Source organism: Sphingomonas cavernae, from assembly GCF_003590775.1.
In the GTDB taxonomy this organism is placed as follows: domain Bacteria; phylum Pseudomonadota; class Alphaproteobacteria; order Sphingomonadales; family Sphingomonadaceae; genus Sphingobium_A; species Sphingobium_A cavernae.
In genome coordinates this window covers 470,089-486,627 of sequence record NZ_QYUM01000003.1, presented here as the reverse complement: position 1 = coordinate 486,627, position 16,539 = coordinate 470,089, and the positions used below count along the sequence as shown (strand labels likewise).

At 63.6% G+C, this 16,539-nt stretch carries 19 protein-coding genes; 8 read left to right on the top strand and 11 right to left on the bottom strand.

Features of this window, described 5'->3' with window-relative positions; translation table 11 throughout:
- Window positions 1-8: 8 nt before the first annotated feature.
- From D3876_RS10060 to D3876_RS10050, 3 genes are all read left to right on the top strand, one after another.
- The gene (locus tag D3876_RS10060) at window positions 9-335 is read left to right on the top strand and encodes a hypothetical protein (RefSeq protein WP_119761867.1); all 327 of its coding nucleotides are present in this window, start codon (window positions 9-11) and stop codon (window positions 333-335) included.
- Window positions 336-498: 163 nt separating this feature from the next.
- Complete coding sequence (locus D3876_RS10055) at window positions 499-1,146, top strand: TetR/AcrR family transcriptional regulator (protein ID WP_119761866.1); 648 nt, start codon at window positions 499-501, stop codon at window positions 1,144-1,146.
- 180 nt (window positions 1,147-1,326) lie between these two features.
- A complete protein-coding gene (locus D3876_RS10050) occupies window positions 1,327-2,433 on the top strand; it encodes a phytanoyl-CoA dioxygenase family protein (RefSeq protein ID WP_220475451.1) in 1,107 nt (368 codons plus the stop codon).
- 49 nt (window positions 2,434-2,482) lie between these two features.
- Here the strand turns inward: D3876_RS10050 and fdhD are convergent, their stop codons facing one another.
- Window positions 2,483-3,259 (bottom strand): formate dehydrogenase accessory sulfurtransferase FdhD, encoded by a 777-nt coding sequence (fdhD, locus tag D3876_RS10045; RefSeq protein WP_119763697.1) that lies wholly within the window; start codon window positions 3,257-3,259, stop codon window positions 2,483-2,485.
- Between the two features lie 95 nt (window positions 3,260-3,354).
- On the opposite strand from fdhD, the gene D3876_RS10040 reads away from it, so the two are divergent.
- From D3876_RS10040 to bfr, 3 genes are all read left to right on the top strand, one after another.
- Window positions 3,355-4,611, top strand: coding sequence for a DUF418 domain-containing protein (locus D3876_RS10040; RefSeq protein WP_119763695.1), 1,257 nt, complete (start codon window positions 3,355-3,357; stop codon window positions 4,609-4,611).
- A gap of 114 nt (window positions 4,612-4,725) precedes the next feature.
- Window positions 4,726-4,899, top strand: a complete 174-nt coding sequence (locus D3876_RS10035; protein ID WP_119761863.1) for a (2Fe-2S)-binding protein — start codon at window positions 4,726-4,728, stop codon at window positions 4,897-4,899.
- Between the two features lie 108 nt (window positions 4,900-5,007).
- On the top strand, window positions 5,008-5,487 hold the full coding sequence (gene bfr / locus D3876_RS10030) for a bacterioferritin (protein WP_119761861.1): 480 nt from the start codon (window positions 5,008-5,010) through the stop codon (window positions 5,485-5,487).
- Between the two features lie 70 nt (window positions 5,488-5,557).
- Here the strand turns inward: bfr and D3876_RS10025 are convergent, their stop codons facing one another.
- From D3876_RS10025 to D3876_RS09985, 10 genes are all read right to left on the bottom strand, one after another.
- On the bottom strand, window positions 5,558-6,070 hold the full coding sequence (locus D3876_RS10025) for a DUF2239 family protein (RefSeq protein ID WP_119761859.1): 513 nt from the start codon (window positions 6,068-6,070) through the stop codon (window positions 5,558-5,560).
- 113 nt (window positions 6,071-6,183) lie between these two features.
- Complete coding sequence (gene xth / locus D3876_RS10020) at window positions 6,184-6,960, bottom strand: exodeoxyribonuclease III (RefSeq protein WP_119761857.1); 777 nt, start codon at window positions 6,958-6,960, stop codon at window positions 6,184-6,186.
- Between the two features lie 133 nt (window positions 6,961-7,093).
- Entirely contained in the window at window positions 7,094-7,429 is a 336-nt protein-coding gene (gene erpA / locus D3876_RS10015) for an iron-sulfur cluster insertion protein ErpA (RefSeq protein WP_119761856.1), read from the bottom strand.
- Window positions 7,430-7,493: 64 nt separating this feature from the next.
- Window positions 7,494-8,258, bottom strand: coding sequence for a M23 family metallopeptidase (locus D3876_RS10010; protein ID WP_119761854.1), 765 nt, complete (start codon window positions 8,256-8,258; stop codon window positions 7,494-7,496).
- A gap of 127 nt (window positions 8,259-8,385) precedes the next feature.
- Complete coding sequence (locus D3876_RS10005) at window positions 8,386-9,165, bottom strand: ferritin-like domain-containing protein (RefSeq protein ID WP_119761852.1); 780 nt, start codon at window positions 9,163-9,165, stop codon at window positions 8,386-8,388.
- Window positions 9,166-9,168: 3 nt separating this feature from the next.
- Window positions 9,169-9,633, bottom strand: a complete 465-nt coding sequence (locus D3876_RS10000; protein ID WP_119761851.1) for a peroxiredoxin — start codon at window positions 9,631-9,633, stop codon at window positions 9,169-9,171.
- On the bottom strand, window positions 9,633-12,335 hold the full coding sequence (locus tag D3876_RS09995; protein ID WP_119761849.1) for a bifunctional [glutamine synthetase] adenylyltransferase/[glutamine synthetase]-adenylyl-L-tyrosine phosphorylase: 2,703 nt from the start codon (window positions 12,333-12,335) through the stop codon (window positions 9,633-9,635). The genes D3876_RS10000 and D3876_RS09995 overlap by 1 nt, the downstream gene beginning before the upstream one ends.
- Window positions 12,336-12,635: 300 nt before the next feature.
- Entirely contained in the window at window positions 12,636-13,298 is a 663-nt protein-coding gene (locus D3876_RS09990; protein ID WP_119763693.1) for a sigma-70 family RNA polymerase sigma factor, read from the bottom strand.
- Window positions 13,299-13,400: 102 nt separating this feature from the next.
- Window positions 13,401-13,535 (bottom strand): hypothetical protein, encoded by a 135-nt coding sequence (locus tag D3876_RS21045; protein ID WP_274378979.1) that lies wholly within the window; start codon window positions 13,533-13,535, stop codon window positions 13,401-13,403.
- A 78-nt stretch (window positions 13,536-13,613) separates the two neighbouring features.
- On the bottom strand, window positions 13,614-14,408 hold the full coding sequence (locus tag D3876_RS09985) for a response regulator (RefSeq protein ID WP_119761847.1): 795 nt from the start codon (window positions 14,406-14,408) through the stop codon (window positions 13,614-13,616).
- Between the two features lie 227 nt (window positions 14,409-14,635).
- Between D3876_RS09985 and D3876_RS21040 the strand changes: the two genes are divergently transcribed.
- Both D3876_RS21040 and D3876_RS09975 read left to right on the top strand, forming a co-directional pair.
- Window positions 14,636-14,845, top strand: a complete 210-nt coding sequence (locus D3876_RS21040) for a NepR family anti-sigma factor (protein ID WP_338014323.1) — start codon at window positions 14,636-14,638, stop codon at window positions 14,843-14,845.
- Between the two features lie 42 nt (window positions 14,846-14,887).
- Window positions 14,888-16,450 (top strand): sensor histidine kinase, encoded by a 1,563-nt coding sequence (locus D3876_RS09975; protein WP_119761843.1) that lies wholly within the window; start codon window positions 14,888-14,890, stop codon window positions 16,448-16,450.
- Window positions 16,451-16,539: the final 89 nt, after the last annotated feature.

Genomic DNA, 16,539 nt, shown 5'->3' with positions numbered 1-16,539 from the left:
GTTCATCAATGTCACGATTTGCGCTGGCGGCGCTTGTCCTCGCCGCATCCTTCGCACCATCCGCAGAACCCGCGCACGCCGGGGGTCTGGTTACCCGCACACCCGATCCTGCGCCCGACGATCCGCAGCGCGCTGCAAAGCTCGCCGATCGAAAGCGGGTCGCCGAACTCAACGCCGCACAGGCCAGATCGACGGGCGCTCGCGACCGGGCCAAGCTCAACGCCCGTGGCAGCTCGAATGCCAAGGCCCGCGCGCGCTACGAAGCCCAGATGGCCGCCTGGCGACGCAGGGTAGCTGCATGCGAGCGCGGCGACTGGAGCCAGTGCGACCGTTGATCCGGATTGCGCCGGTTGACATCGGAGCGGCCCGAAGTGTCCGGCCGCCTGTCCGATTTGAAAGTGGCCTTCATCGATTCTCGCCCTGATCCATGTCCTCCACGGTTGACAGTCTCCCGCGCGCGTCTTATTGACTAATTGGTCAGTCACTGGAACGATATGCATGTCACGTCGCGCTCGCAAGCAGCTCCGCGAAGATCCCGAAGTCCGGCGGCAGCAGATCCTCGACGCTGCCATCCAGGTAATCGGGCAGCGCGGATACCATGGTTTCACGATCCAGGAGCTCGCTGCGCGCTGCGGCCTCACCAATGGCGGCCTGCTCTATTATTTCGGATCGAAGGAGCGGCTGCTGATCTCGATTCTGGAAGAGCGCGATCGACGAGAGTCGGTGATCGTACATGCGACGGCCGAGCTGACGCAGGAGGAAAGCCAGCAAGGCGTGCTGTCGCTCGCTCGCGTGCGCAAGCTGTTCCGCATCATCGTCGAACGCGAGGTGGGTCAGCCGGAATTGCTCCGTCTCTTCGCGGTGCTGCAGGCCGAAGCGCTGGACCCAGCCCATCCGGCACATGATTTTTTCCTGCGGCGCGAAGCCATGGTGATCGACGAATTCTCCCGGATGGTTGCGCCGCATGTCGAGCATCCTCGTGTTGTGGCGCGCCAGATCCTGGCGCTGCTGGATGGGCTGGCCCAGCAGTGGCTGCGAGTGGATGGCGCTTTCGATCTGGTCTCAGTGTGGGACGACACCGTTGCAGCCCTGTTTCCGGCGCGCACCCAGCCCGGCGGACAGGAACGGGAATCCACAGCATCATAGATCGGCTCGCGCCAGGAAGCATTGTCATGAACAGCCCAATCAGGAAAGATCGCCATGACCTTTGAGCTCGACCGTCGCACACGCAGGGATTCCGAGCGGCGAGCCGTCCAGGCACAGGATTTCTTCGCGAGCCAGTTCGCGCGGCTGGCCGCCGAACATGGGTCAATGACGGCTGCCGGGATGGCGGCGCTCAGCGCTCCTCCGCTCTCCCTCGACGTTGATGGATCGGTCTGGACGATCCTGCGGGACGGCGCGACCGTCTGCGCGCGCCCCGGCACTGTCGAGGACGCCCTTGTCGTGACCCTGTCCCCGGCCGAGTTTTCGGACTGGGCCCAGAACCAGATCACCTTCAACGGCTTGCTTGTCGCCCGGACGCTTCAGTTCCGAGGCGGCACGCTTCGCGATATCTCGATCTGGGATTCGCTGTGGATAACGATGCTCGAGGGTTGGCCGACGGTAGAAGCGGGGCTTGTCTTTCTCGATCGGTCGGGCGCGCCCCTCGATCTCAATGCTTCCTTCACGTCCCGGGACGACCCGGCCGAGATCGCGCATTTCCTCCGCGAGGCAGGATATCTGCATCTGCGGGGCTGGTTCGATCCTGCGGACATGGCTGCCATCGCGGCGGATATGGACCGCGCGCTTCCGCACTATGCCGAGGGCGACGGAAAATCCTGGTGGGCCGGAATGAACGATGGCTCGCGGCGATGCGTCCGGCTCCAGGAATTTATCGAGCACTCCCCGACCACAGCGCGGATCCTGTCGAGCGATGCATGGCAGCGCATGCGGCAGATCGTCGCCGGCCAAAACCGGCTCGCGCACGTGCCCGTGGAGGGTCGCATCATCGAGGCGCTGTTCAAGCCGGTCGGCGTAAAGTCCGGACCGTCCGACGTATCCTTTCACCGCGACTGTCACTTGGGGCGGCATGCCTATGTCTGCGCCCGGATGACGGTCGGGATCGCGCTCACGCCGACAAGCGAGGCGAACGGCCTCCTTCGCGTCGTCGCGGGCTCGCATCGTGTCGCCATGCCAGTGGAGATCGCCAAGACTGAGCCCTATCTGCCAGTCGTGGCGCTGCCGACCGAGCCGGGCGACCTGACGGTGCATTTGTCCTGCACGCTGCACGAATCCCGGCCACCCGTCTTCGCCGAACGAAGAGTGATGTACACCGAGATGCCGCTTGAGCCGCTCGATGCGAACCGCGGCGCGGTCGACACGTCGGTGGGGGAGCTTCGCGAACGCGTGAGCGACATTCTTCGCCGAGTGGACGGGGCTGTTCCGGCGGGATAGCGATTGCCGACGGCAGGCGAGACGCATCGAAAGTGGCCCCGCCTCTCCTCTATGCCACCACCAGATAGCTGTCCGGCCGCGCCAGCGTCAGCAGCACCAGCCCCGCCGCTTCGGCGCGTTCCAGCGCCAGCGAAGTCGGTGCCGAGATCGTCACCAGCGCCGGGCATCCTGCCAGCGCGGCCTTTTCGACAAGTTCATAGGAACAACGCGCGGTCAGCAGCGCGAAACCTCCGTCCCAGCCCAGCCCCGCACGCAGCATCGCCCCGTTGAGCTTGTCGAAGGCGTTGTGCCGGCCGACATCCTCACGCACCAGCCGGATCGTCCCGTCCGCGCCGCAGAGCGCCGCGCCGTGCACCGCACCTGTCGCGTGGCTGAGCGGCTGATGCTCCCCCAGCGCGCCGAGCGCAGCGAACACCGCCTGTGGATCAGGGGTTCTGCCCGCCACCTTCGGCAACGGCCTGAGCGCCTGCTCCAGATTCTCGATCCCGCACAGCCCGCAGCTCGATTCTGAGACGCGGTGGCGCACCCGCTCGACAACAAGCCCGGCGCGCGCCTCGACAAGCTGGACGCGCAGGATCGTGCCGCTACCGGTGTCGTGCATATCCACATCAAGGATATCGACCGCGCCCTCGATCAGCCGTTCGGACAGCGCGAAGCCATAGGCAAAATCCTCGAGATACGCGGGCGTCGCCATCATCACGGCATAGCCAAGGCCGTTGAACTCGATCGCCACGGGCGCCTCGATCGCGACGCCGCGCGACACGTCGCTGGCTCCGCCGCCGGCCAGCGTGGCGGAAAACGCGGTTTGGTTGCTGCCCTCGGTCATCGCGCCCGGTGTCGCGCAAACCTGAGGGAGCCGCAAGCACTTGCCAAACCGCATGGTCACGGTCCACATCCCGCAGACGATCGCGGGGAGGAATGATGCACAGCACGAGCGCCCCACCACCCCGGCTGCTGACGCTCGACGCGATCCGCGGCGTTGCGGTCATGGGCATATTGGTGATGAACGTCATCGCCTTCACCATGCCCGAGCAGGCCTATATCAACCCGCTCGCCTGGGGGGGCACGCGCCCGATCGACCTCGGCGTCTGGGCGGTCAATTTCGTGCTCGTCGACGGCAAGATGCGCGGGCTGTTCTCGCTGCTCTTCGGCGCGAGCATGCTCCTCGTCGTCGACCGTGCCGAGGCCCGGGGCGAGGATGGCGGCAAAGTGCATGCACGGCGCATGCTGTGGCTGCTGCTGTTCGGGCTGGCGCATTATTATCTGGTCTGGTTCGGCGACATTCTCGTGCTCTACGCGGTGGTCGGCTGCATCGCCTGGCTATTCAGCGACCGCGAACCGATGAACCTCATCAAATGGGGGATCATCTTCATCGCGCTCAGCTTCTTTCTGTGGGTCTTCATGCTGGCGATGATGATCTTGATGCAGATGGCGGCCAGCGCGCCAGACGCGACGGCGCAAGCGATCGCCAGCTTTCAGGCAATGCGCGAAGGGCTCGGCGCTCCGGGAAGCGCCGCGATTGCGAAGGAAATCGCGGTATATCGCAGCGATTATGCCGGGATCCTTGGGTACCGCACTGGCGATCGCGTCACGGGCCCGCTGCTGATGATCCTGATGTCGGGGGTGGAGACGCTCGGCCTCATGCTGCTGGGGATGGCGCTGCTCAGGAACGGCTTTCTGACGGGCGGGTGGGCTCCCGAACGCTACCGCGCGACCGCGATGCGATTCTACCTGATCGGGCTGCCGCCGATGATCTTGCTGTGCGCGTGGTGCATGCTCAGCGGCTTCGATGCGCTGACCACATTCGGGGCGGTGTTCGTCTGGGCGGCGCCTTTCCGCATCGTGCTCGTCATCGCACATGCCGCGCTCGGCATCTGGCTTCTCCAGCACTTTGCCGCCAGCCCGATCGTCGCCCGGATCGCAGCGGCGGGGCGCGCGGCCTTCACCAACTATCTGGGCACCAGCATTGTCATGACGACGCTGTTCTATGGCTATGGGCTGGGTCTGTTCGGCACGGTTTCGCGCGCAAATGTGTACCTGTTCGTGGTCGCCGTCTGGGTGTTGATGCTGCTATGGTCCAAGCCCTGGCTCGATCGCTTCGCCTATGGGCCCTTCGAATGGCTATGGCGATCGCTCGCGCGCGGCCGTCTTCAGCCGATGCGCCGCTCAGCGAACTGATATACCCTGGCTCGGTTCGTCGCATCGCGCCGGCTGAAACAACCCGAACGTCATTTCTATATTGCGATCCATTATCATTATCCTTATCTCCGAATCATAATCGGAGGATTCGCCTTGGTCGTCTGCGTCTGCAATGCCATTCGGGAAAAGGATTTGCGCGAAACGGTGCGCAGCGGCGGGGGACGCAATGCGTGCAGCGCCTATGCCGCGCTTGGCCGCCGTACGCGCTGCGGACAATGCATTCCGTTCGCGCAAAGCATTATCAAGTCCGAGCTTGCGACCGCCTGACAATAGCGACTAGTTTCGCCGAATAAACCGCAGAAATCCGCCGCTTTTTTGCTTCACTGAATGCCTGTTCGGGCGTATATTCATGGCTTCCCGACAAAGGAGCATACAGTGAAGGGCGATACCAAGGTCATCGAATATTTGAACGAGGCTCTCAAGAACGAGCTGACCGCGGTAAACCAATATTGGCTCCACTACCGCATGCTCGACAATTGGGGCGTCAGCCGGCTTGCCGATTTCGAACGTCACGAGTCCATCGACGAGATGAAGCATGCGGACAAGCTGTCCGAGCGCATCTTCTTTCTCGACGGGCTACCCAATTTCCAGCTTCTCGGCCGCCTCAAGATCGGCGAGACCGTCGAGGAAATCCTGAAGGCTGACCTTGCGCTGGAGAATGAGGCGATCCCGCTGTTGCGCGACGCGATCGCGCATTGCGAAAGCGTGCGCGACTATGTCAGCCGCGACCTGCTTGCCGAGATCCTCGAGAATGAGGAAGAGCATGTCGACGTGCTGGAAAAGCAGTTCGACATGATCGAGCGCATGGGCCTGCAGAACTACATCCAGCTACAGTCCAAGCCCGAAGACGATTGAGCACGGCACATCCGCACGCAAGAGGCCAGCGCGGCTGATGCCGGCTGGCCCTTTTGTGTGTTGAATGTGCCTAACTCCAGGCGCCCTCTGCAAGCGAACGCGCGTGATCCCGTATGCCCACGGGCCAATCGCCCACCAGCACATTGAATCGCGCCTCGTCGCCCGCGTAGAGCGCGCGGATCGCCTCCTCGAAGCCCGGCTTGTCACCCGCGATCGCCGACAGGAAATGATAGGTCGCATCACGCGCCGTGCGCGGATCGCGACCCTGGTGCTTGCGCGCATCGTCAATCAGCCGCCTCAGCGTCACCGACGCCCCGCCCTGCTGCGTGCGCAGCCACTCCCAATGGCGCGGCAGCAGCGTTACCTCGCGCGCGATCACGCCCAGCCTTGGCCGGCCGCGCGCGCGCGCGGGTTCCTCCATCCGCATGTCGAGATCGATCTGGCGGCCGGTTTCGTCGTCGAACACGAGCAGCGCGCCCGCCGCCCGATCATTGTCGAAACTGCGCATCGTATCGCGAACCTCGTCGGGCGCGCCGCTTGCGATCCAGATATCGCCGACAAAGGCGGTGCACGTGCTGTCCATGGGTCATCCTTTCGGACGCCCATATATTACCCGGATAAAAATCCGTCAATATTATCCGGGTAAATTTATCGACGAACGCCCGGCCTTGGCCTCACCTTCCCTAACCTACTTTCCTACATGTCGCGCAGGATCGTCCAGGTCGCGGCGTGGTCGCTCGCCTTTTCCCGACCGCGGTGCGCCTTGTCGACATTGGCGTCGACAAGGCGATCGGCCGCCTGTGGACTCAGCAGCAGGTGATCGATGCGAAAGCCTGCGTCGCGCTGCCAGCCGCCCGCCTGATAGTCCCAGAAGGTCCAGACCCCGCCATTGGGGTGCCGCGTACGGATCGCGTCGGTCCAGCCCTGAAAGCACAGCGTGCGAAAGGCGGCGCGGCTCTCGGGCTGCATCAGCGCATCGTTCATCATCGCCTGTGGATTGAAGACGTCGTCGTCATTGGGGATGACGTTATAGTCGCCCGCCAGCACCGCGGGCACCTCCTCGGCAAGCACGGCGCGCGCGCGGTCCTGAAGCCGCTTCAGCCAGCGCAGCTTGTAGTCGAACTTTGGTCCCGGTTGGGGATTGCCGTTGGGCAGATAGATCGACGCGACGCGCAGCCCCATCACATCCGCCTCGATATAGCGGCTGTGCTCATCCTCGGGCTCGCCATCCAGCCCGCGCTGCACCTCGACCGGATCGACACCGCGCGCGAGGATTGCGACACCGTTAAAGCCCTTTTGCCCGTGCCACACCGCGCCGTATCCCGCGCCGCGGATGTCGGCTTCGGGAAAGGTCTCATCGGAGCTTTTGAGCTCCTGCAGGCAGGCGATGTCGGGCCTGGTTTCGTCGAGCCATTCGAGCAGCCGCGGCAACCGCGCCTTGATGCCGTTGACGTTATATGTCGCGATTTTCATGGGGCGAAGGATTAGCCGCTAATGCGCGCCCCGTCATGCTGAACTTGTTTCAGCATCCATGAACACAGGCGGCCCAAGTTCTGACAATATCGTGTTCATGGACCCTGAAACAAGTTCAGGGTGACGCTTCGCGTCAGATCGAGAAACTCGATCCGCAGCCGCAGCCGGAAGCCGCATTGGGATTGGTCACCCGGAAGGCCGAGCCGCCAAGCGATTCGACAAAATCGACCGCCGAGCCGCGCACCAGGTCGAGGCTGACCGGATCGACGACAAGCTGGACGCCATCACGCGAAACCGTGATGTCCTCAGTCTCGATGTTGTCGGCAAGGCCGAAGCGATACTGGAAGCCCGAGCATCCGCCGCCTTCCACCGCGAGCCTGAGAATCGCGGGCTTGCCCTGACGCACAGCAATGGCTGCGACGCGCGCTGCGGCAGAGGGGGTGATTTCGATAGGAAGCGGTTCGCTCATGGAACCCAGATAGTGAGCGGTGGGGCCGGCTGCAACATGTTGCGCCGACCCCTTTCCTCTCCGCTTACTCCTTGTCCGGTCCGCCCATCGCGATGCGGGTGGTTCCGGTGTTCTCGCGCTGCTGGAGCGCAACCAGATAATCCGACGACTGGAGGAACGGCATCGGGTTAACCGCGCGGCCGTCCAGACGGACTTCATAATGGAGATGGCTGCCCGTGGAGCGGCCCGTCGAGCCCATACGCCCGATCAACTGGCCGCGCTTCACGCGCGTATTGGGCGCAACGAGGATTGCCGAGAGATGGCCATAACGGGTCTGGATGCCCTGGCCGTGCTCGATCTCGACATAATTGCCATAACCGCCAAGGCGCTGAGCGCGGCCAACGACGCCGTCGGCGGTTGCGTAGATCGCGGTGCCGAGCGGCCCCGGGATGTCGACGCCCGCGTGCATTGCACGGCTGCCGCGGAACGGGTCTGAACGGAAACCGAAATTGCTGGTGAAGGCGAGCTCGGAAACCGGCTTTTGCGACGGGATCGAAACGCTGCCCTGAATCCCGACCTGATCGAGCTTCTTCCACGACAGGAAGAGCGAGCGGTACTGCGGATCGGCTGCGGCCTCGCGCGGCGACGCCTTTTCAAAAACACCCCCGGTTGCGGGGGTGGAAAGGGCGGCAACGGCTGCATTGGCGCTTGCTGCGGTCTCGGCATCGGCGGCCTGCGCAGCAGGCGCGGCGACCAGCGCTGCGGCAATGGCAAGAATTTCTGGGATGCGCGAGGTAATACGGAACCCGCCCATCGAAAATACGTTCTTGAAATACATATTCACGCCCATGCGACCCCCAGAGATCGGCTTGTAAACGCCGATCGCGACCAGCGTGGTTTCGTTTGTTCTTACATCGGGCTTGCCCCGCCCTTTCTGATGCCCAGCCTTTCTGAAAAGCCCGGGCGCTTTCTACAAGTCATAAGTAAAAATCTTGCGTTAGACCGGCAGCCGCCCGCGCTGAGTCGTTGAATGGGGGTTTCAGCACGCCGCGAAAATGGCGGTTTACCAGCGTTTTCCATTTGTTAACCGGGTCCGAATCGTCGCGAACGCACGCCCAGTTGAACCAGCGCGTGCCCGCCGAGACATGCACAATTTCATCGGTCATGATGCGCTGGAGGATGCGTGCGGAGGGCTCGTCGCCGGCACTGCGAAAACGCTCGATCGTCATCGGCGTGATGTCGAGCCCGCGCGCCTCGAGCACCATCGGCACCACCGCCAGACGCGCCATTGCGTCGTGCGCGGTTTCTCCAGCGGCTTCCCACAGACCGTCATGTGCAGGATGCGCACCATATCCGCTGCCGAGCGTTCGCAGGCGCCGGTCGAGCAACGCGAAGTGCATCGCCTCATCTGCGCCGACCTTCATCCAGTCATCGACAAAGCCTCGAGGGAACTCGCTTCCGAAGCGCCCGGCCATGTCGAATGCGAGATCAATCGCGACATATTCGATATGCGCGAGCGCATGAAGCATGGCCACGCGCCCTCGTTCGGAGCCGCCCCTGCCGCGCTTGGGCATGCGATTGGGCGGCAGCAGTTCGGGGCGCTCAGGCCGCGCCGGCCGATCGGGCATGGCCACCGAAAAATCGTGCGCCAATCGGCCCATGCGCCAGTCGCGCGCTACCCGGCGCGCCACCCGAACCTTATCGGCAGGCACGTCAGCGAGCAGCACGCCGCGGATCGCCGCGCTTACGCTCTGCATCGTTCAGCCCAGCGCCTTCACCGCGGCCAGGACTTCCTCGGCGTGCCCCTTCACCTTCACCTTGCGCCAGATCCGCGCGATCCTGCCGTCCTTGTCGATCAGAAAGGTCGCGCGCTCGATCCCCATATAGTTGCGGCCGTACATGCTCTTTTCGACCCAGGTGCCGAACGCCTCGCACACGCTGTCATCCGCGTCAGTAGCGAGCGCGACCTTGAGGTCATATTTGGCGATGAACTTGCCGTGCTTCGCCGGCGTGTCCCTGGAAACGCCGAGTACCGCGGCGCCCGCACCGTCGAAATCGCCGATCAATTCGGTAAAGGCCTGCGCCTCGGCGGTACAACCGGTGGTATCGTCCTTGGGATAGAAATAGAGCACGAGCGACTTGCCGCGCCAGTCGGACAGGCTCTTCGCGCTCCCATCGGGCATTGTGAGCATGACATCGGGCGCGGCATCGCCTGGTTTCAACATCAACTGACCTCCTCGGTTTCGGCAACAACACGCTGCCAGCTTTGCGTAACCGTGGCACGCGCGGCGGCATAGGCGTCGAGCAGCGCATCCCAGTTTTCCTGGCGGCAGGCGCGCGCGACGAGTCGACGCGTTGCCTCTTCGGGCGCGTCGCACGAAGGCGAAACCAGCCTGAGCGTCACCAGCATGCGCGCGAGCAGCTCATAGGCATCCGTCAGCTCCGCAGGCAAATGCCCTGCGGTTGTCAGCGCATCGATCGCGCGCGCCAAACGGGTGTCGAACCCTGTCCGATTGCGAAGCTGCGTTGTGTGGACGCAGAATTCCAGATCGACCAGCCCGCCCTCGATCAGCTTGACGTCGAAAGGCCCGCAGGCAGGTTTGTGCCTGGCCATTTCGGCACGCATCGAGACAGCATCGGCGAGCAGTTTGGCCGCATCTCGCGGCCGATCAAGGATATCGGCGATGCTCGCCGCCAGCGCTGCACGCGCATTTTTCGATCCGAAGACCGGGCGCGCGCGGCACAGCGCCATGTGCTCCCAGGTCCAGGCGCTTTCGCGTTGATAACGCTCGAAACCCGTCAGCGAGACCGCAAGCGGTCCCTGCGCGCCCGAAGGTCTGAGCCGTGTATCCACCTCATAAAGCGGGCCCGATGCGGTGGGCACCGACAGCGCGGCGCTGATCCGCTGCGCAAGCCGGTTGTAATATTGGACCGCACCTAACCGCTTGGGTCCATCCGACTCGGCCTCATGACTTCCCGTGAAGACATAGATCAGGTCGAGGTCGGAGGCATGGGTCAGCGCGCCGCCACCAAGCCGCCCCAGCCCGATGATCGCCATCTCGCTATCGGGAACGCGGCCGTGTGCCGTCTCGAACTCCGCGATCGCTGCATCGGCAAGCACGTTGATTGCGGCTTCCGCGACGCGCGCATAGCCCGCCGCCACCTCGAGCGGATCGCCCGCACCCTCGACGATCTGCACGCCCATCGCAAAGCGGCGTTCGTTGACCTTCTGCCGAACCGAATCGAGCATTTGCTGATAGTCCGCGCCGCGCTCCACGCGCGCGAACTCCGCGGCGAGTTGTTCGACCGAAGGCGCGGCATCGAGCGCGGTGGCATCGATCAGGCCGTCGAGCAGTTCGGGACGTCGCCCGAGCTGTTCAGCGAGCGCCGGCGCATAGCTCAAAATGTCACCAAGAAGGCGAGCGAGCGCCGGACGCGCATCGAGCAGGCGGAACAGATTGATCGCGCTGGGCAGCCGGTGAATGATGTCGTCCAGCCGGTTGAGCGCGCCATTGGGATCTGGCGAATGGCCCAGCGCGGTGATCAGCCCCGGCAACACGCCTTCGAGTGCCGAGCGTGCGGTATCCGTTCTCAGTGCGCGAATCGATCCGTTGCGCCATTTCTGGATGCGCGCCAGCGCCGCCTGCGCGTCGGCGAATCCCGCCTCGGCAAGCTGCCGCTCAAGCAGATCGACGTCGCCGGGAAGTCTGCGCGTCTCGTCACCATCATCGTCGAGGTGATCGTAGATCCGCCCCACCGTCTCGACCGGGCCGGAGAGCAGATCGATCAGCGCGCGGCCGTCATCCAGACCGTGGAGCCGCGCGACATTGTCGAGCGCGGCAGCGTCGCGCGGGAGGCTATGCGTCTGCTGATCATCGACCATCTGCAACCGGTGCTCGATCGTACGGTAGAGGCGATAGGAGGTGGCGAGCACATCCTCCACGTCGCGCTCTATCCGTCCGGCAGCGCCGAGCGCGGCAAGCGCGTCGAGCGTCGCGGGGACACGCAGTTCCGTCTCGCGTCCCCCATATATGAGTTGATGAATCTGCGCGAAGAACTCCACCTCGCGGATACCGCCGCGGCCGCGCTTCAGATCATAGCCGGGCCCGAAAATCTGGCCCCGGGCGTGATGGTCGCGAATTCGGCGGGAAATGCCGCGAATTTCGCTGATCGCGCCATAGTCGAGCCCGCGGCGCCATACAAAGGGCCGGATCGCGTCGAGGAATTGCGTGCCAAGCGCGATATCGCCCGCACAGGCGCGCGCACGGATAAAGGCAGCGCGCTCCCACGGCAGTGCGCTCGATTCATAATAGGAAATCGCGGCATTGAGCGGCAGCGCGATCGGCGTCGCCTCCGGCGACGGACGCAGCCGCAGGTCAACACGAAAGACATAGCCGTCGGCGTCGCGCGCCTGGAGCAGCTCGACGACACGGCGCCCGATGCGGACCGCGGCCTCAACCGGCTCCTCGCGAGCACGCCTCGGCAGCGTTTCGGGATCGAAGATCAGGATCGGATCGATATCCGAGGAATAATTCAGCTCGCGGCTGCCATGCTTGCCGAGCGCGAGAACCGCAAAGCCGCGCGGCTCCTCTCCGGGCGTCCGCTCCGCGATCGCCGCCGTAATTGCGCGGTCGAGCGCGCGATCAGCAAGATCGGAAAGGTGCGTCACCACCTCTTCAAAGCTCAGCAGGCCCGCAAGATCGCCTATCGCCAGCGTCAGCGCCAATCCCTGCCGCTCAATGCGCAGCGCGCGCGCGACATCGGGCTCAGCGGCCGCATTTGTACGCGCCAACGCCAATGCCGCACCGATGCCCTTGTCGCGCATCGCGTTCGCGAGCTCGGAGTGTCGTTCAAGCATAAGCCGCAGGAAAGGCGCGTGTTCTTCGGCACGGGTCAGCGCATCGGCAATCGCATGTGTTGCATCCATGCAACTGCCTTAACGGCACCGTTCTTCAAAAGACAGCCGGCACGCAACCAGCCGCGCTCAGCCGCGTTGTGAGTGCATGCGTGATAGAAGGGACCAGGATTGTAGCGTAAACGGCCACCCGACGCTGGTAGCACGCCCACGACGGACCGACGGCGTCGGTGAGGCGTTGCGCGCCGCATTTCGCGAGCGCATGGATCAGCCCCCCGCCGATATGCGCGCGTTGCTGGACAGGATACGCTAGGACGCTGATCGTTTCAGGCTGAACCAACCAGAAATGTAAATCAGGCTCGAAGCCCCGCGTCAGCGATCGCGGCTGAGTTCGTCCACCTGTTCCATGATCGTCTCAAGCGCCGAACGCCCGGTATCGCCCTCGTGCTCGCTGCGCGGGCTGAGCGTATTGTCCTGCATGATCTGCTCGAGCGCCACACGCCCCCGCGCGACACGACTTTTGATCGTGCCCACCGCGACGCCGCAAATTTCGGCCGCCTCCTCATAGGCGAAGCCGCCCGCTCCGACGAGGATCAGGGCCTCTCGCTGAGGCTGTGGGAGCAGCATAAGCGCGCGGTGCATGTCGGCCAGTTCGACATGCCGATCCTGGCTTGCAGGCGCCGCCAGGATCTTGTCCGCCGTGAGATCATCCCACTCCCCCTTGAAGCGCGCGCGGCGCATCTGCGAGAGATAGAGATTGCGCAGGATGATGAAGGTCCAGGCGCGCATATTGGTGCCCGCCTGAAAGCGCTTGCGCGCCGCCCAGGCCTTCATCAGCGTTTCCTGAACCAGATCGTCGGCAAGATCGGCATTGCCCGAGAGAGATCGGCCAAAGGCACGCAGGTGGGGAATGACAGCGCCAAGTTCGGTTTTGAACTCGTCGTCCCCCAGGGACACGTGCTCCGGAGCCGGCGAGTCCAGGTCCGCGTCGCTGTCGGAATGGTCCGTCAATGTTTGAGTTATGTCCTTGCCCATCATGTCCCCGGCTCGGTCGATTCAGCGAATCGCCGCCTCCGTACGTGCAAAATTAGCACCGCTCCGCCGCAGCGGCCAACGAAATCCCCGAAATACGTGGAGTCAGAGCAGAACAATGATGGCAAAAAGGATTACCACGGCTGCCAGCGAAATGCCGAGAACATAGCGCGTGACGTGCGGCGTCCAGCCGGCCCGTGCGTCCTCGGTATCGATGTGAACCTGCTTGTCATCAGCCATGGAGTCGCGGCCCTGCGTTACGATCCTGAATGAATTCAACGCGGGAACGCCATCGCAGTTCCGTCGCCGTATCGAAGACTATGCAGGGACAGTCGCCTGGTCGAAGAACAGCGCTTGCGCGATCGCTGCCTTCACCGTGGAGCGCTGAAACGGCTTGGTGATGAGAAAGGTCGGCTCTGGCCGCTCGCCCGTCAGCAGGCGTTCGGGAAAGGCCGTGATAAAGATCACCGGCACGCTGAACTCTCGCAATATGTCCTTTACCGCGTCAATGCCGCTGCTGTCGTCGGCGAGTTGAATATCCGCCAGCACCAGCCCGGGCCGGCGTGCCTTCGCCAGCGCCACGGCTTCGTCGCGCGTAACCGCGACGCCCGTCACGTCATGCCCAAGATCGCGCACGATCGTCTCGATATCCATGGCGATGATCGGCTCGTCTTCGATGATGAGCACATCGGCGCGCGTCTGGCGCTCGATTTCGGCCAAAGCCTCGGCGACGAGCGTATCGACCTCCTCCGTGTCGGAGTCGATCAGATAGGCTGCATCCTCGGTGGTGAAACCCTCCATCGAGGTGAGCAGCAGCGCCTGCCGCGACAGCGGAGTAATCTGCGCCAGCCGCGCCTGAGCGATAGTTTCATGCTGCTGACCTTCGGTTACGGGTCCCTCACCATCAAAATTGGTCGACGACCAGATCGCCTGGAAGGTCCGATAGAGACCGAGCCGCGGATCGACGTCGCGCGGAAACTGTTCGGGAGCATCGACGATGGCTTCGAGCGTCGCACGGACATAAGTGTCGCCGTGGCTTTGGCTGCCCGTAAGGGCGCGCGCATAGCGGCGAAGGAAGGGCAGATGCGGCGCCAGTTGCTGACCAAGCGACATTGATGCGATGCTCCTATGATCGAACGGTTGTTGTGCGGCGGGCGGCGACCTATGACAAGGCTTCCCCTTACGCGCAAAGCGGATACAGATGCGTAACAGTCTGGAACCAACCAGCGAGTTTTTTGTTTCATCCACCAATCATCAAATACGCCGCACGCGTCTTGCCATTTGATTGACGAGGGGTTTTCGGCCAGAGAGGTGCCTGTGTTCGGGCTTTGCAAGTAGCTGTGCAGGGGGATTCACCGCCGGTGTCGACAAAAGATAAAGTAAAAAAGTCGGACCCGTCTTCCGCAGGCGCCAGAAAGGAAAAGCGGGCAGGGTCGACCCGTCCGGCCAATAGCCGCGACGTCGGGCAGGCCCTCCGCTCCGTGTACCAGAAAACCGTAGATGAGGCCGTCCCTTCCGAAATGCTCGATCTTCTGGGCAAGCTCGGTTGAAGCGGCGTGAAGCCGCGCGATTCCGGCGCTAACGCAGCCCGCATGGCGCTGCGAGAGCCGCGTCTTGCGAATCTGTCGACGGGCTTCAAGCTCTTCCTGATCCTCAGCCTCGCGCTTCTGCCCCTTGGCCTGATCGCCTTTTTCGCCACCCTGCAGTCGAGTCGCACCGCTGATCTCGAAAACCAGGCGCAAATGCGAATCGCCCTGACTGAAAGCACGCGGAAGCTTGCGGCGACGATCGCCTCCGACATTTCGGCGACACGTGTCGCCATGGAAGCACTCGGCGACCAGTCGGAAGATCCCGCGATCTGCGCGCGACTGTCGGGGATCATGTCCGCGCAGGGCGGCTCGGCCGCGCCCTTCGCGATATTCGGCCCCGCTTCCACCCCCATATGCGCCACGCCTGCCTTTGCGCCCCGCAGGCCGAGCACCTTGTCGCTGCCGGCCACTGGCGTGCCCCGGATCGAGTTGCAGAACGGACGACTCGAGATCGTGGTCGGGAGCAGCACGTCGCATGCTGGCGTCATCGTATATTCGCGTGAAGCGCTGGCTGCTGTTGGCGCGCCCGGGGGCTTCACGGTCGATTACGCGCTGGCGCTTGTCGGACCAGACGAGAGCCTGACGCTGATCGAATATACCGGCGAGCCCGGCCTTGCCGGCTATGAAACGCTGTCTGCGCCGGTTGGCACCACCGGTCTTTCCGCCGAAATGACCGTCGCGCGCGAGCCGTTCAGCGCTGCCGAGATCGTCGCGATCCTCCTGCCGCTCGTGATGTGGGCCGCGGCTGCCGCGATCGGCTGGCTGGTGGTCGACCGGCTGCTCATCCGACCGCTGCGCCGGCTCGAGCGAGAGGTTTCAGCCTACCAGCCGGGCGAGATCCTCGAACCCATCCAGGAACCGACATCGGCGCACGAGTTGCGTCAGCTCGGTTCGACCTTCCACACGATCACCCGCATGATCTCCACGCACGAAGCCGAGCTTGCCGAGGGGCTCGCGCGTCAGACGCGCCTGACCCGCGAGGTGCATCACCGCGTGAAGAACAATCTCCAGGTCATCGCCAGCCTGATCAACCTGCACGCACGCGGCGCCAATGCCCCGGATGTCGCGCGCGCTTATGCCTCGATCCAGCGCCGTGTCGACGCGCTCTCTGTGGTCCACCGCAATCATTATGCCGAACTGGAAGAGAGTCGCGGCGTTGAGCTGCGCAAGCTGGTGGGGGAACTGGCCCAGAATCTGCGTGCATCCGTACCCGAAGGCGAACACGGCCCCATCATCACGCTCGACCTGGCGACCTGCTATGTCACCCAGGATGTCGCGGTGCCGGTAGCCTTTCTGCTGACCGAACTGATCGAACTCGCAATGAGCTGCGATGCGCGTGCCCGCATCGCGATCACGCTGCGCCCAGTCGATGCGGGAAGCGCGCGTTTGTCCGTTTGTTCGTCCGCGTTGATCGAAAGCGCGGCGCTTGATGCACGCCTGGCGGACCGTTTCGGTCGCGTCATTGAGGGTCTTTCCCGACAGCTTCGTTCACCCCTCGCTCGCGACACAAGAATCGGCGAATTTTCGCTTATCCTGGCAACCAGCGACGAGACGCCCCGTCTCTAAATATTGGCCACTAAACGCATTTTTCCTCCGAACGGTTTGCCCAAAAAATTTTGCGCCAACACGGAACCAAAGCCGCCGCCGCCCGTTTT